We start from the raw sequence: 15,097 nt of genomic DNA on the forward strand, positions 1-15,097 counted from the left end.
CCTGATGGCATGGAAAGATGGGGTGCCCAAATGACACCCACCAAGTACAACTTAACGTTTTGATGACTTCGCGACAGCATTTTTACCGTGTTTATCGCGCATAACCCACTGGCTTAAACAAACCAAAACCAGCGACATCAGCAACAAGACCGTTGCCAGTGCATTCACTTCTGGGGAGACCCCTACTTTTACCATTGAGTAGATTTTCAATGGTAAGATTTCATAGCTTGGTCCCGTCACAAAGGAAGAAACCACCACATCATCCATTGATAAGGTAAAGCTCAGCAGCCACCCTGCGACAATCGCAGGCAGCGCTAATGGCAGAATGATTTTCCGTAAAATGGTAAATTCCCCCGCCCCGAGATCCCGCGCCGCTTCCAACATTTTCACATCAAAATCTTTCAATCTCGCGTATACCGTCACCACCACAAAAGGCAGGCAGAAGGTGATATGTGAAAATAACAGCGACCAGAAACCTAATGAGACGCCAAGGATCATAAACAGGACGAGCAATGAAATTGCCATCACAATATCGGGAGACATCATCACCACAAACAGCATTCCGCCGACAAATGGCTTGCCTCTAAAACGATAACGAAAGAGAGCAACAGCGGTTAATGTGCCGATAATGGTCGCAAACGTCGCTGAAAGTACCGCCATGGTCAATGAATGCCCTGCGGCTTCAAGCAGGCTGTCATTATTGCTCAGTAACTCATACCATTTGGTCGAAAAACCTTGCCACTGAATACCAAAACGCGATTCATTGAATGAGTTCACAATCAAGATAATGATTGGAATATAAAGATACGCGTAGATGGTGGTCATAAAGCCACCACGCAAAATACGTCCTATCATTCTTCATACGCCTTTTTATTCAAAAGCTTAGCAGCTCGGTAGTACACATACAGCAGCAGCCCCATCATCACCGTGAGGAAAATACTGGTTGCAGCCCCAAACGGCCAATCGCGAATATTCAAGAACTGACTCTTAATGACGTTACCAATCAGCAGGTTTTTCGCCCCGCCCATTAAATCCGCCACGTAGAACAGCCCCATAGCTGGCAGCAACACTAATAAGCAGCCCGCAATAATTCCCGGCATGGTCAATGGAATAATAATCTTCACAAAAGTTTGGCATTTATTGGCGCCCAAGTCCCGCGCCGCTTCTAAGTAGGATTTATCCAGCTTTTCAATACTGGAATAGAGCGGCATCACCATAAATGGCAATAAGATATAGATTAAGCCCAATACCACCGCTTCTGGGGTATACATCAATTTCAGCGGCTTATCGATAATGCCAATCCACAGCAAAAAGTCATTCAAATACCCTTTGGTACTTAAAAACACTTTTAAGCCATAAATACGGATCAATGAGTTGGTCCAAAATGGCACAATCAGCAGAAATAGCATCAGCGGTTGGATGCGCTTAGGCAGCTTCGCCAAAATAAACGCAAAGGGGTAGCCGATCACAAGGCAGAAGAAAGTGGCGATCAACGCCATATTCAACGAATGCAGCATCACTTGGGCATACATCGGGTCTGACAGACGGATGTAGTTGTCCCAAGTAAACACCAGATCCACCAGATTCGTATCACTGCGCGTGAAGAAACTGGTGCCAATGATCATTAAGTTTGGCAGAAAGACGAAGAGTAACAGCCAAGCGACGACGCCCGTGATAATCACATTCTGCAAGATTTTATGCTTACGAATGATCATCCAGAACTACCTCCCAGCTTTCAACCCAAGTCACAGCAACTTTTTGGTTAAGGGAGTGGTCGACATCAGGGTCATCTTCGTTAAAGAACTCGCTGACCATAATAATTTTGCCATCTTCCATCTCAACCACTGAGTCTAACGTCATACCTTTATAGTTACGTTCTCGCACGTAACCGATCAGCCCTGGGTGATTATCGGCGTCATTGACTTCTTCAACGCGTAAATCTTCAGGGCGCAATAAGACGTTTAAATGCTGACCTTCTGTGACCGGTAAATCGGTGAAAATATCACATTCATGCCCTTCAACGTTAGCACGAATACGTTGTTCATCAATACGATGCAACACTTTTGCATCAAAAATATTGATTTCACCGATAAATTGAGCAACAAACAGGTTTTTCGGCTCTTCGTAAATTTCACGCGGCGTACCATCTTGCTCAATTTTCCCTTCACGCATCACAATGATACGGTCAGACATGGCCAGTGCTTCTTCTTGGTCATGAGTCACAAAAATAAACGTAATCCCCAGCTTGCGCTGTAAGGCTTTCAGCTCATTTTGCATCTGCTTACGCAGCTTATAATCCAGCGCAGATAAAGACTCATCCAACAACAGAACCTTGGGACGATTGACAACCGCACGCGCAATTGCCACACGTTGTTGTTGACCACCTGAAAGCTGGTTCGGCATACGCTCTGCAAAATCCGCCAATTGCACCATATGCAAGGCTTGCTCCACTCGTTTTTGAATGTCCGCTTTGGGTGTTTTTTGCATGCGCAAACCAAATGCCACATTTTCAAATACGGTCATGTGTGGAAATAATGCATAGCTTTGGAAAACAGTATTCACGAAACGTTGTTCCGCAGGAATATCTGTAATGTCCTGACCATCAAGAATAATTTGACCGTCATCCACATCTTCTAATCCAGCAATCAGACGTAAAACCGTCGTTTTACCGCAACCAGAAGGCCCTAAAATGGTGAGAAACTCCCCATTTCGGATCGTGAGGTCAAGCTCAGAAATAATTTGTTTGCCATCAAAACCTTTATTTAAAGATTTTAATTCGACGAGTGGTGTGAGAGAAGTTGTCTCAGTCATTTATAATACACTCTATCCCTAGGAATAATGCAGATAGAACCGCCACCGTTAAAGACTGTTAAGCCCCCAGGAGAACCCCAGCAAAGCCCAAAACCAGTAGCGCCATTTTTAATAAAACAATAAGGGCTGCATAATAAACACTGTTAATGAAAATTGAAAGCCATTTTCAACACTTTGTTTGCCTTTCACTATGAATTTAAAACAAATAAAAGTGATTTATGATAAAAATAAGTGACATAGCCATATTTTTCATAGCTTTGTGCTTATCTATCATTTTTCATTATAGAACCAGAAATAAAAGAAACATTAAAAGAATATTAAATTCAATACGTTAAATAAAAAACCAAACCAAACTATCGATTAAGATAACTTACCCAAGTAATAATAAAAGTCCACTTTCCTTTTATTTTCACTCTGTATTTTATTTATTATTTCTAGAATGCTAACCAACCATAAATGATCAATTAATCCGCTAACCTATTAGAGTATTTATGGAAAAATTGAATGCATAAAATCTAAATTAACTGCCCCTCGATAACATGAATAACAAATAGTTAAACCCAATACCCATAATTAATTTATGTGATTAGCTTCATACTTTGAATTTGAATATTAGTTTCTTGGCAAAGTTTAACCAAAGTCATATTTTCTTTTACATCCCTTTGAATATAATGGGTAATTATTCTAATTGCATTCAGACTATTATCCCTATAAACGATTATCCCGCCTGACAAAACAAGCGGCATTTAGAACAAAAAGCCTATAAATAATTTATTTCTTATATTTTCCGCTAAAATTAATATGTGAGTGAGCAAAATGGCTAATAAAGAGTTTTTTTACCAAGAACCTTATCCGCTATCTGAGGATAAAACCGAATATTACCAAGTCTCTGATAAATATGTTTCTGTAGAACAATTTGCTGGGAAGCAAATGTTAAAAATTGAGCCAGAGGCTTTAACCCTTCTTGCTGAACATGCAATTTACGAATCCCAGTTCTTTTTAAGACCTGCCCACCAAAAACAAGTCGCCGCGATTTTGCACGATCCAGAAGCCAGTGAAAACGACAAGTATGTCGCCCTGCAATTACTGCGTAACGCCGAGATTTCTGCGAAAGGTGTTCTGCCAAACTGTCAGGATACGGGAACCGTTGCCGTCGTCGGGAAAAAAGGCCAACAAGTTTGGACTGGCTGTGATGACGAAGAATACCTCTCTCGAGGCATTTATAACGTTTTCCAACACGAAAACCTGCGTTTTTCGCAAAATGCCCCGCTGGATATGTTCAACGAAGTCAATACAGGCACCAACTTGCCCGCACAATTTGATATTTTTGCCACCACGGGTGATGAATACCATTTCTTGTTTGTTAACAAAGGTGGCGGCTCTGCAAATAAATCTGCCCTTTATCAAGAAACTAAAGCAACACTGACCCCGGCTAAGTTGAAAAACTTCTTAGTTGAGAAAATGAGAAACTTAGGGACAACTGCTTGCCCACCGTATCATATCGCATTCGTTATCGGCGGCACTTCCGCAGAAACCACGCTGAAAACAGCCAAACTGGCTTCGGCAAAATACTATGATAACCTACCAACGACAGGTAATGAGTATGGTCGTGCATTCCGTGATGTTGAGCTAGAAAATGAGTTATTAGAAGCGTCACGCCATCTCGGCTTTGGTGCGCAATTTGGTGGTAAATACTTTGCCCACGATGTGCGTGTTATTCGCTTGCCTCGCCATGGTGCTTCTTGCCCGATCGGTTTAGCCATTTCTTGCTCTGCTGACCGCAATATCAAAGCAAAAATCACCAAAGACGGCTTGTGGCTGGAGAAAATGGAGCATAACCCAGCACAATATATCCCTGAATCGATGCGCCATCAGGCAGAAGGAACCGTAGTTCATATCGACCTCAACCGCCCAATGAAAGATATTTTGGCCGAGTTGAGTAAACACCCTGTATCGACCCGTGTATCCCTCAGTGGTCCACTGATCATCGCTCGTGATATCGCCCATACCAAACTCAAAGAGCGCTTAGATAATGGTGAAGACTTACCACAATACTTTAAAGATCATATGGTCTATTACGCAGGTCCTGCGAAAAAACCTGAAGATATGGTGTCGGGTTCTTTAGGCCCAACAACGGGTAACCGTATGGACCCATACGTTGACCTATTCCAATCCCATGGCGGTAGTATGTTAATGTTGGCAAAAGGTAACCGTACCCAAGCCGTGACTGACGCCTGTAAAAAACACGGCGGTTTCTACCTTGGTAGCATTGGCGGCTCCGCGGCTATTTTGGCTCAAGAATTCGTGAAGAGCTTAAATTGCCTCGAATACCCAGAGTTAGGTATGGAAGCGGTCTGGAAAATGGAAGTGGAAGGGTTGCCTGCCTTTATTCTGGTGGATGATAAAGGTAATAACTTCTTTGATATTGTGCAGAATGACACCTGCAAGAAATGCGTTAAATAATGACCTAGTACGATAAATCTTCCACATCATTGCCTACTTTACTCACATTAAAGTAGGCAATTTTTTGTTTCGCGCTTTTTATCTTCGGTCATTATGCACGGGTAATTGATGAGTGACACAGTGTATCCCACCCCCTCCCGCTGCAATGACATCAATATTAAGCATGATAATGTCTCGGCCTGGGTATAGCATTTCAAGGAGCTGCTTCGCATCATGATCTGCCTGCTTGTCCCCAAATTCAGGCGCAATAACGGCACCATTGATGACAAAGTAATTAATGTAACCCGCAGCGAAATCAGGGTTATGTCGGCTAAAGCGAGTTTGTCGCAGAGTGCTAGGTGGCGACACCGTATAAATTTTCAGTTTTCGTCCGTCAGCATCCGTCGCATTTTCTAAAATCTCCATGTGCTTGCGCGTGACTTCATAGTCAAAAGAGTCCGAATCATTATCGAGATTTATCAAAATAACCCCAGGCTTCACAAAACGAGCGTAGAAATCGACATGCGCATCCGTAATGTCTTTTCCTTTAATACCTGGCAACCAGATGATTTTACGTAATCCTAATGCTTTTTTTAGCTCTTCCTCTATCTGATCTCGGGTTAAATTAGGGTTTCGATTATCATTTATCCAACTACTTTCCGTCATTATCCCTGTACCATGACCATCAACCTCAATCCCTCCACCCTCTCCAGTTAAGCGACTGATAAGTGGGGTAATCACACCAAAATGCTGCGCTTGGAACTTTGCCAATTGGGCATCGTTATCATGTTGCTGCTTATTGCCCCAACCATTGAAATTAAAATCAACGGCATTGAGTCCCCCTTTTGGATTAACCACAAAATTGGCTCCGATATCACGCATCCATATATCATCGAGCTCTGTCGTGATAAAACGCGTATTTTGGCTACCACACATTTCCTCAGCTAACTGACGCTCATTTTCTCGACAAAAAACCACCACAGGCTGGTACTCAGCAATCGCTTTAGCGATACTCCCTAATGTTATTTGCACATCTGTAGTGAATTCACCCCAAATTGCTTTTTGGGCACCGAAGGCAATGAAAGCACACTGCTGTAATTCCCCTTCATCTGGCATCATTCCCCATTTTTCACTCTGCGAACTCCCTATTGCAACTGGTGATATGCCAAAAGAGGCTGCAACGCCTATGGCACTAATGACTGAGGTTTGTCGGATAAACTGACGACGAATAGGCATACTGGGTTCCTTAATACTCATTATGATAAGTAATACTATTCAGTGATTTTCAATACACCTATCTTAATGCCCTTGATAGCCATAAAACTAACGATATAATTAGCGCGCAACTGATTAGATGAGCTTATCAAGAATGCTAAAATATTGGCCACCATTAAATGCATTGCGCGGTTTTGAAGCGGCCGCCCGATTGGGAAGTTTCCATCAAGCCGCAGCGCAATTGCATGTCACACAATCTGCAATTAGTCAGCAAATTCGTAGTTTAGAAAGCCAACTCGAGCAGCCACTATTTATTCGACAAGGACGCAGTGTCACGCTCACAGATGCCGGGCAGGATTTTTACACTAGTGTTCAGGATACATTGAAACAATTAGCGATTGGGGTACGCAGGCTCGATCAGTATCGAAAATCTAACCAACTTATTGTGAACACAACGCCTGCATTTGCTCGTCACTGGCTATTACCTCGACTTGGACAGTTTCAACAACGACACCCTGACATTGATATCTGGTTATTCACCACCTATGACGTACCCAATATGGAAATGGAAACGATTGATATCGCGATCCGTGATGACCTAGCCATACAAAATGAATGTACTTTTGAAGTGTTATATCAGGATAGTCTCTACCCAGCTTGCCACCCTAGCCTGCTCGGTGCTAAATCGCCTTTAACGCTACACGGCGAGCGAGAAATGGATTGGAGTAACTGGGTTATTGGCGGTGGTGAATCAGTTGGACAATCACAAAAAGGAGTGAACTTTTCAGATCCGAGTCTGTTATTAGATGCCGTCAGCCAAGGATTGGGGATCGGATTAGTCAGTCAATTACTCGCTGCACACGCTCTAAATTCAGGGCAATTAATTCCACTCACCGAGCAGCGCGTAACAGGCGCTAAATGGGCATGGTTAATTCATAAAGACGCTGAACTCAACCCATTAACACAATATTTCCGCCAATGGTTAATAGCCGAAATGGCAACATGTTCAGCGCAAAACGAATAAAACCTTGGGCCTTTTACGTGCTGCACCCAAGGTCTTTTCAACTTATTTATCAACGACAACGTTCTTATTCACCACATCCTGCTCGCTATTGCCTACCATCAAAGCAAATTTGCTAATCGGGTCAGTGCTGTAGGCATACAGGCGTTTTAGTGCATAAGGGTTATCACCGAGCTTGACCTTACCTTGGATGGTAGACACCGCAATATGTAAGCCCGCTTCTTTTGCCGCATCAATCGCCGTTTGGTTATAGGCACCGAACGGGTAAGCTAAATAGCGCTGATCTCTTTCGAATTTCGCCAATGCTTTCATTGAACGTTTAAAATCCAGCATGATCGTGTGCTCTTTACGGCTAAAAATAATCGGGTTATTACGGTTATCTAAGCGATGTAAAAAGTGCGTATGGGATTGAATGTTGAAAACATCTTGGCTCTCTTTAATTTCTTGCTTACTCATAAATTGCAGAGAATCCGGATCCCATTTTTGCGGCTGAGTTTTGATACGCGAAGAGATGACAAACAGCGTCGCCTGTTGCTGGTTATCTCTTAAAATAGGCAATGCATAGCGATAAACGGATTTAAGCCCGTCATCAAACGTGAGTACCACAGCACGCCCGGGTAAATTCGCACTCTTATTTAAATAACCTTCCACATCTTCGAGCGATAATGTTTGATACCCCATCTCTTTGAGGTAATTCATTTGCTCACGAAAAGCATCAACCGAGGTTGTCGTCGAAGTATGGCGAAAGTTTTTATTTTCACCGTCCTCGAGAATATGGTGATAAGTAAAAATAGGAATGCCTTTATCAATCGCCACATCATTTAAGCGAACATAACCCAGACGATCCCCGAGGCGAATGGTTAACCATGAGGTTTTGTCCCCATCTTCATCCGTTTTGATCATTCGAGCTAATACGGGATAGCGAAGATTTTCCCATAAAGAGGCGATTTGCCGCGAATCTTCATCAGTTGCACTGAATACCGGCGTTTTTTGGCTTGTAATCAAATAATCATAAACTGGGTTTTTAAGATCGTTTAAACGGTCATCTTCAGGGATATTCCGAGGCTTCTTTTTGGATATCTGAGTGCTTTTAACATAGGCGAAATCATTACCAAACTGTAGGGCATTATAGTCACCATTTGGACTATAGGCGTAAAAGCCATTGTCTGGATTGATCTCTCCAACAATACGCATTTGACCGCCTACAATAGCAAAGATGTTTTCTGGCGCTTTTGTCTGAATCAATTTGGGAGGTACATCCACAAGCTCCCAATTATCAAGATTGATCGCTTTTGAACCACTGATAATTAAATTATTATTTTTTATATCCGCAGCATGTGAAACAGAAAAAAGATTAACGAAAAAGATCAAAAATAGAAAAAGTACTCGATTAGACATGTCCTTTCCACTCAGTATCACCAATACACCGCGCCAGTTTAAACCGACTTACAATTTAACCCTATACCCTGATAAAAATATTTTTGCATGGCAAAGCCACGATAATACGTCCGTGGCTGTTGTTATAGATAATTTGCTATAGGTAATTTGTTATGGATAATTGTATATGGCATTCAATAGACACTGAGCGAGTTAAAACCTTTCAATTAAATGAAAAATAAATTTATCAACTTATTAACAATAAAATGAATAGTCTTAAAATAACGTATTTAAAAAGAAATAAACTCTACTTTTGCCCGTAATACGCATTTTTTCCATGTTTACGTAAATAATGTTTATCCAGTAACTCTTGCTGCATATCGTCAATTTTAGGTGTCAATTGACGCGTAAATAAATTCATATACGCAATCTCTTCCAATACCACTGCATTGTGTACCGCATTATGAGCATCTTTGCCCCAAGCGAATGGACCGTGGCTATGGACTAATACCGCGGGAATATCCTTTGTAGAAATTCCGAGCTGTTTAAATGTTTCAATAATCACATACCCAGTTTCTCTCTCATATTCACCCGCTATCTCACTTTCTGTCATTTTACGGGTGCAAGGTATTTCACCATAAAAATAATCGGCATGTGTAGTACCTAATGCACTTAGTGGTAGGCCAGCTTGTGCCCAAATAGTTGCATGGCGCGAATGGGTATGAACGATACCACCAATCTCGGGAAAAGCTTGATATAGCGCTAAATGGGTATCAGTGTCAGAAGAAGGCTTATATTTTCCTTCGATGACTTCACCAGTGGTTAATGAAACAACCACCATGTCATCCGCTTTCATGGTTTCATAATCCACCCCGGAAGGCTTAATCACCATCAAACCGGCTTCGCGGTCTACTCCACTTACGTTACCCCACGTAAACGTCACTAGCTTATGTTTGGGTAATTCAAGATTCGCCTCAAATACTTGCTGTTTTAATGTTTCCAGCATGATTACCTCCCTAGGTGTAAAAAGATGGCGTGAATACGATATGAAAATAGCGAGTCATATCAACGACAAGGTTCTCTTTTATTCTCTATTTACTGTCGATGAATAGACGTTGTTCTTATTATTAAGGTAAACAGATTTAGCTGAATAAAAAAGTCCGACGCTTTACAAATCATTAACAAAACAACATAAATCAGTCACACTCGGTCATAATCGGTCTAATTAAAACAAAAATACGCCTAATAAAAATGCCCAAATATGTGAAAGTTGATTAATGCTTCGTCTAGTTTCTGTCTATATACCGCCATATTTAGTGATCTAATTAACGATAAAAATGAAAATATAAATGTTTGTTTCATATAAACGTGATCAATAACTCTATAAATAGCTTTGTTTGTTTCTATCCGTTATTACATGAGTCGAATCACGACAAAAAAAATTCAGCGCTGGCACACTATTTATCGTGGAAAGAATGTTTATCGCGGAAAGAATGTTTGTCATAGATAATAATAAACGCCATGGGCTGAATAGGAGTTTTGAGATGCTACAAGCTGAACGCCACCGATTAATTTGCTCCCATGTTTCTCAACATGGCTCAGCGTTAGTGCGCGATTTAGCTCAACTTTGTCACGTATCTCAAGAAACTATTCGCCGGGATTTAACGGTACTAGAACGTGAAAAACGTTTAATTCGTAGTTTTGGTGGTGCGGTTGCCACTGAACAAGATGAAAGCCCGGTACTGAATGTAATGCCCTCTTCGGTCAAACTCAGTCAAATGGTCGATGGTGCAGAATCCTTTCGTAAGAGAACGGAAGAAAACCCAGATGCGAAAATGAAAATCGCCAAAGCAGCATTGAAGTTTATTCAGCCGGGTGACTGCATCATGATGGATAACAGCAGCACATGCTGGTTTCTGGCGAGGCAAATACCCGATATCGATATTACGGTGGTCACCAACTCCGTCAAAATCATTCAAGCATTAGCATGCCGAGATCGCGTTCGCGTCATTGGCATTGGTGGAGAATATTCAGAACGCCATGATGATTTTCATGGTCCTATTTCTGAAAGTATCATCCGTAGCTTTCAAATTAAAACGTTATTTTTATCATGCCAAGGATTCAATATTGAAACTGGCGTTCGAGATGGCAGTGAAGTTAATGCCAAATTAAAAAATATTATGATTCAGGTTTCTGAGAATTGTGTGTTATTAGCGGATAATAATAAATTAGACCAATATGCTTTTAGCCAAGTTTGTACCTTAAATGATATTAACGTGTTAATTACCAATAAACTTAATGATAAAAACTTCAAACAAGTATTTCCGAAGTTAAACATTATTGAATGTGATAAATAGTATTCAGTGTAATAAAGAGTATTTATATCGATGATAGTCGCAGCGTAACTAAATGAGTAAATTAAGCAATTTGTTTTTATTTTAAATAACCGAATTACACCAGGCAGCAAAGAAACCTATTAATTAAATTAACGATTAATAGAAATTAATTATATCTATCCGATTAAACAAAACATTAACCCTATGTTGATGAGCATGGCTGTATATGCACATCATCTCTGAGGAATATAACGATGAATATGAAAAAATTAGTTTTACCTTGCTTAATGGGCGCCGCACTGTTTTCCAACATGGCGATGGCTGAATCACAGAAAGCACAAAAGCCATTTACCATGGGTGTTGTGGTGAAAGTGGGGGGGATTCCTTGGTTTAACGTCATGGAGCAAGGGATCACTGAAGAAGGTAAAAAACTCGGCGTTAATGCATTCCAAGTGGGTCCAACCACCGCTGACCCTGCAGAACAAGTTCGTGCAATTGAAGATTTAATCGCGAAGAAAGTCGATGTTATCGGCGTCGTTCCTAACGATGCAAAAGTCCTTGAGCCGGTATTAAAGCGCGCCCAAGAAGCAGGCATCAAAGTGATTACTCACGAATCCCCAGATCAAAAAAATGCGGATTGGGATTTCGAATTACTGGATACCCAAAGCATGGGCGCTAACCATATGAAAGATATGGCAGCATGTATGGGTGAAGAAGGTAAATACGCCATGTTCGTGGGCAGCCTGACGGTACCTTTAGTCAACGAATGGGCTGATGCGGCAATCGCTTACCAAAAAGCACACTATCCAAAAATGCAAATGGTCGATGACCGCTTTGGTGTAGCAGAATCCGTTGATGATTCTATGCGTACTGCAAACGACCTGCTGTCTAAGCATAAAGATCTGAAAGGTATCATGTCATTTGGTTCTCAAGGACCTATCGGTGCGGGTCGCGCTATCGACAAACGCCGTAAAAACGCTGAAACCTGTGTATTCGGTACATTCACGCCGGGTCAAGGTATCAAACTGTTAGAAAAAGGCGCAATTGACGGCGGCTATATCTCTAACCCGAAAGTGGCTGGTCAAGTTTTCGTTCAAGTCGCTACGGCAATGATGAATGGCGAAGAGATCAAAACTGGTGTCAGCATCGGTGATATGGGTGAGATAAAAGTGAGTGGCAACACCATCCTCAGCGACAACCCAGTTAACCTGAATATTGAAAACACCAAAAAGCTGGTTGAAGTCGGTCTGTAAATTCGCGCTACATAATAAAAATACGACAACAGTATTATTTTGTTCCACATAGTTTAAGTGACAACAGCACCCTATTTAGGTCTGATAGCGGTGTCTGTTGTCACTCTGAATCTGACGACACAGTCAACACCAGGACTCCACTATGACAGCCGAAAAAAACTCCCCACTGATTACGTTACGGGATCTTTCCAAAAGCTTTGGTGGTCATCGTGCATTACGCAATATCGACTTGACGCTAAACAAAGGTGAAGTTCATTGTTTAGCGGGCACCAATGGCTGCGGAAAAAGTACGTTAATTAAAACCATTAGCGGCGTTTATGCTCCCGATGAAGGTAGCGAAATTGAAATAGATGGCAAACGATACTCTCGCCTGACCCCAGACAAAGCGCGAGAGCTTGGCGTTCAAGTTATCTACCAAGACTTATCCTTATTTCCTAACTTAACCGTGGCAGAAAACATCGCCTTTGAACTGAATTTAAACGGTTATTTTGGTTGGTTTCAAAAAGGGAAAGTGAGGGAAAAAGCGTTACAAATTCTCAAAGAACTTGAGTTCACCATTGACCCTGACACCCCAGTGCAGTTTCTCCCCATTGCCCAGCGTCAGCAAGTAGCCATTTGCCGCGCACTGGTTGCGGATGCACGCTTAGTGATCATGGATGAGCCAACGGCCTCGTTAACTCGCACCGAAGTTAATCAGCTACTTTCTACCGTGAACTACTTAAAAAACAAAGGTATCACCGTTGTTTTTGTCAGCCATCGGTTAGAGGAAGTAAAAGAAATTTCTGACCGCATTACCGTTATTCGTGATGGGCAAAAAATGGGAACATGGCCAGCAGAAGACCTGACAACGCGCAAAATCACTGAGCTGATGACAGGGCTTGATATTGTTCATGAACGCAAATCACCCAATAACGCAGAAGAAACTCACACGGTCTTAGAACTGAAAAACCTCAGCCGTGCTGGGCAATACCAGAATATTTCCCTGTCATTAAAGCGCGGTGAAGTACTGGGACTTTGCGGATTATTAGGCTCTGGTCGTACCGAGCTTGCCCTTTCTCTGTTTGGGATAACCCGCCCTGACAGCGGCGAAATGATCGTCGAAGACAAGCCAATTATCTTCAAAAATAATGCCCAAGCTATCAAACATGGTATTGGTTACGTGTCTGAAGACCGCCTGACACTGGGGGCAATTTTGCAGCAGTCTATCGCCGACAATATGGTGATTTCGATTTTAGATCGCCTGAAAACCCCTCTTCATCTGATTGATGAGCAAAAATGCCAGCAAATCGTCCAAGAGTGGATCGCGGATTTGGATATTAAAGTGACCGACCCAAACAATGCTCTCTCCACCTTATCAGGGGGAAATCAGCAAAAAGTGGTGCTCGCCAAATGGATCCTGACGCGCCCTAAAGTGCTGATCCTTGATGCCCCTACCGTGGGGGTCGATATCGGTGCTAAAGACAGCATTTACAAGCTGATACATCGACTTTCTGGTGTTGGGATCGCCATTTTATTGATCACCGATGAAGCCTCTGAAGCTTTCTACAACTGCGATCGCATTTTACATATGAAGCAAGGATCTATCGTCAAAGAAATTGTGACGGATTCCATGACTGAGCAACAATTGGAGGAAATCATCAATGGCTAATTGGCAAAAACTTCGTCCGCAGTCTGTTGAAGGCTGGCTAATCTGGGTGATCCTCATCATGGTGGTGTTTTTCACCTTAATGAGCCCACAATTTCTCACTATTCAAAACTTGCTCGACTTAAGCGAAAGCTATGCGGTCACCGGTATTTTTGCACTGGGATTATTTGTGGTACTCGTCACTGGTGGTATTGATATCTCTTTCGCCGCCGTTGCCTCGGTTGTCCAATATGTGATTGCCACTTTCTTACTGCAAGGATTACTCGAAAGCCCAACCCTCAGTATCGCCCTTGCGATTGTCATCGGGATCACCTTTGGGTTGATCAACGCAATTTTGATTTACTCCCTCAATGTGGTGTCGATCATTATCACTATTAGTATGCAATCTTTGCTGTTCGGCATGCTGATGTGGCTAACCAACGGACACAGTATCTACGACTTACCGGATTGGTGGGTTGATCCTGTCACCATCCTGCCTTTTGAAGTGGATGGTGAATATTATCAAATTGGTTTGCCATTGATCGTGATGTTAGGGATCGCGTTTTTAACGTGGATCTTAATGAACAAAACCCACATTGGTCGCCAACTGTATGCGGTAGGCGGCAGCCAAGAATCAGCTTCACGTATTGGTATTCGCGTCTGGGTGATTTATCTGTTTGCTTACGGTTATCTCGGTGCGATGGCCGCTATCGGCGGCATGCTGCAAACCTATCGCATGAGTGAAGTGGTGCCTAGCGCCTTAGTGGGTGGCGAGCTTGATGTTCTCGCAGCCGCGGTATTAGGTGGCGCGAGTTTATCCGGCGGTCGCGGTAGCGTTATCGGTACGCTTATGGGGGTTTTCCTCATCGGTATCTTGAAAAACGGTCTGAACTTGATCGGGGTGTCTAACTACTTCGTCAATATCGTCATCGGTATGGTCATTCTTATCGCTATTTGTATTACTCACTACAAAAAGCGTAAAGAAACGGACGTAGGCTTTGTTTAACAGGAATATCAC

12 protein-coding genes are annotated in these 15,097 nt (G+C 42.3%); 6 read left to right on the forward strand and 6 right to left on the reverse strand.

Features of this window, described 5'->3' with window-relative positions:
- Positions 1-51: 51 nt before the first annotated feature.
- Genes potC through potA form a run of 3 tightly spaced genes read right to left on the reverse strand, consistent with a single transcriptional unit; the run spans position 52 to position 2,811 of the window.
- Positions 52-855, reverse strand: a complete 804-nt coding sequence (gene potC, locus GKR71_RS04440; RefSeq protein WP_036949236.1) for a spermidine/putrescine ABC transporter permease PotC — start codon at positions 853-855, stop codon at positions 52-54.
- Positions 852-1,715 (reverse strand): spermidine/putrescine ABC transporter permease PotB, encoded by an 864-nt coding sequence (potB, locus tag GKR71_RS04445; RefSeq protein ID WP_036949234.1) that lies wholly within the window; start codon positions 1,713-1,715, stop codon positions 852-854. Before potB ends, potC begins: the two co-directional genes overlap by 4 nt.
- Complete coding sequence (gene potA, locus GKR71_RS04450) at positions 1,702-2,811, reverse strand: spermidine/putrescine ABC transporter ATP-binding protein PotA (RefSeq protein ID WP_108479516.1); 1,110 nt, start codon at positions 2,809-2,811, stop codon at positions 1,702-1,704. The genes potB and potA overlap by 14 nt, the downstream gene beginning before the upstream one ends.
- 816 nt (positions 2,812-3,627) lie before the next feature.
- Between potA and GKR71_RS04455 the strand changes: the two genes are divergently transcribed.
- On the forward strand, positions 3,628-5,274 hold the full coding sequence (locus GKR71_RS04455; RefSeq protein WP_132496450.1) for a fumarate hydratase: 1,647 nt from the start codon (positions 3,628-3,630) through the stop codon (positions 5,272-5,274).
- A 78-nt stretch (positions 5,275-5,352) separates the two neighbouring features.
- Here GKR71_RS04455 and GKR71_RS04460 read toward each other — a convergent pair whose 3' ends face one another.
- On the reverse strand, positions 5,353-6,489 hold the full coding sequence (locus GKR71_RS04460) for an agmatine deiminase family protein (RefSeq protein WP_154633981.1): 1,137 nt from the start codon (positions 6,487-6,489) through the stop codon (positions 5,353-5,355).
- A 133-nt stretch (positions 6,490-6,622) separates the two neighbouring features.
- Between GKR71_RS04460 and GKR71_RS04465 the strand changes: the two genes are divergently transcribed.
- Positions 6,623-7,492, forward strand: coding sequence for a LysR substrate-binding domain-containing protein (locus tag GKR71_RS04465; protein WP_154633982.1), 870 nt, complete (start codon positions 6,623-6,625; stop codon positions 7,490-7,492).
- A 42-nt stretch (positions 7,493-7,534) separates the two neighbouring features.
- Here the strand turns inward: GKR71_RS04465 and GKR71_RS04470 are convergent, their stop codons facing one another.
- Both GKR71_RS04470 and araD read right to left on the reverse strand, forming a co-directional pair.
- On the reverse strand, positions 7,535-8,887 hold the full coding sequence (locus GKR71_RS04470; RefSeq protein ID WP_036949227.1) for a polysaccharide deacetylase family protein: 1,353 nt from the start codon (positions 8,885-8,887) through the stop codon (positions 7,535-7,537).
- Positions 8,888-9,173: 286 nt separating this feature from the next.
- Entirely contained in the window at positions 9,174-9,872 is a 699-nt protein-coding gene (gene araD / locus GKR71_RS04475) for an L-ribulose-5-phosphate 4-epimerase (protein ID WP_154633983.1), read from the reverse strand.
- Positions 9,873-10,410: 538 nt separating this feature from the next.
- Between araD and GKR71_RS04480 the strand changes: the two genes are divergently transcribed.
- From GKR71_RS04480 to GKR71_RS04495, 4 genes are all read left to right on the forward strand, one after another.
- Positions 10,411-11,223: a DeoR/GlpR family DNA-binding transcription regulator gene (locus GKR71_RS04480; protein WP_165906944.1), complete on the forward strand. Its 813-nt coding sequence runs from the start codon at positions 10,411-10,413 to the stop codon at positions 11,221-11,223.
- A gap of 239 nt (positions 11,224-11,462) precedes the next feature.
- The gene (locus GKR71_RS04485; protein ID WP_036949290.1) at positions 11,463-12,455 is read left to right on the forward strand and encodes a substrate-binding domain-containing protein; all 993 of its coding nucleotides are present in this window, start codon (positions 11,463-11,465) and stop codon (positions 12,453-12,455) included.
- A 142-nt stretch (positions 12,456-12,597) separates the two neighbouring features.
- Entirely contained in the window at positions 12,598-14,103 is a 1,506-nt protein-coding gene (locus GKR71_RS04490; protein WP_036949224.1) for a sugar ABC transporter ATP-binding protein, read from the forward strand.
- Positions 14,096-15,085: an ABC transporter permease gene (locus tag GKR71_RS04495; protein ID WP_036949223.1), complete on the forward strand. Its 990-nt coding sequence runs from the start codon at positions 14,096-14,098 to the stop codon at positions 15,083-15,085. The genes GKR71_RS04490 and GKR71_RS04495 overlap by 8 nt, the downstream gene beginning before the upstream one ends.
- Positions 15,086-15,097: the final 12 nt, after the last annotated feature.

This window comes from Providencia sp. wls1922, assembly GCF_009706505.1.
Taxonomy (GTDB): domain Bacteria; phylum Pseudomonadota; class Gammaproteobacteria; order Enterobacterales; family Enterobacteriaceae; genus Providencia; species Providencia lanzhouensis.

Bases quoted from the DNA above. Each gene is read 5' to 3' on its own strand.
- GKR71_RS04465 (WP_154633982.1), top strand. From the start codon at position 6,623: ATGCTAAAATATTGGCCACCATTAAATGCATTGCGCGGTTTTGAAGCG.
- GKR71_RS04495 (WP_036949223.1), top strand. From the start codon at position 14,096: ATGGCTAATTGGCAAAAACTTCGTCCGCAGTCTGTTGAAGGCTGGCTA.
- potA (WP_108479516.1), bottom strand. From the start codon at position 2,811: ATGACTGAGACAACTTCTCTCACACCACTCGTCGAATTAAAATCTTTA.
- GKR71_RS04485 (WP_036949290.1), top strand. From the start codon at position 11,463: ATGAAAAAATTAGTTTTACCTTGCTTAATGGGCGCCGCACTGTTTTCC.
- GKR71_RS04480 (WP_165906944.1), top strand. From the start codon at position 10,411: ATGCTACAAGCTGAACGCCACCGATTAATTTGCTCCCATGTTTCTCAA.
- GKR71_RS04470 (WP_036949227.1), bottom strand. From the start codon at position 8,887: ATGTCTAATCGAGTACTTTTTCTATTTTTGATCTTTTTCGTTAATCTT.
- GKR71_RS04460 (WP_154633981.1), bottom strand. From the start codon at position 6,489: ATGCCTATTCGTCGTCAGTTTATCCGACAAACCTCAGTCATTAGTGCC.
- potB (WP_036949234.1), bottom strand. From the start codon at position 1,715: ATGATCATTCGTAAGCATAAAATCTTGCAGAATGTGATTATCACGGGC.
- potC (WP_036949236.1), bottom strand. From the start codon at position 855: ATGATAGGACGTATTTTGCGTGGTGGCTTTATGACCACCATCTACGCG.
- GKR71_RS04455 (WP_132496450.1), top strand. From the start codon at position 3,628: ATGGCTAATAAAGAGTTTTTTTACCAAGAACCTTATCCGCTATCTGAG.
- GKR71_RS04490 (WP_036949224.1), top strand. From the start codon at position 12,598: ATGACAGCCGAAAAAAACTCCCCACTGATTACGTTACGGGATCTTTCC.
- araD (WP_154633983.1), bottom strand. From the start codon at position 9,872: ATGCTGGAAACATTAAAACAGCAAGTATTTGAGGCGAATCTTGAATTA.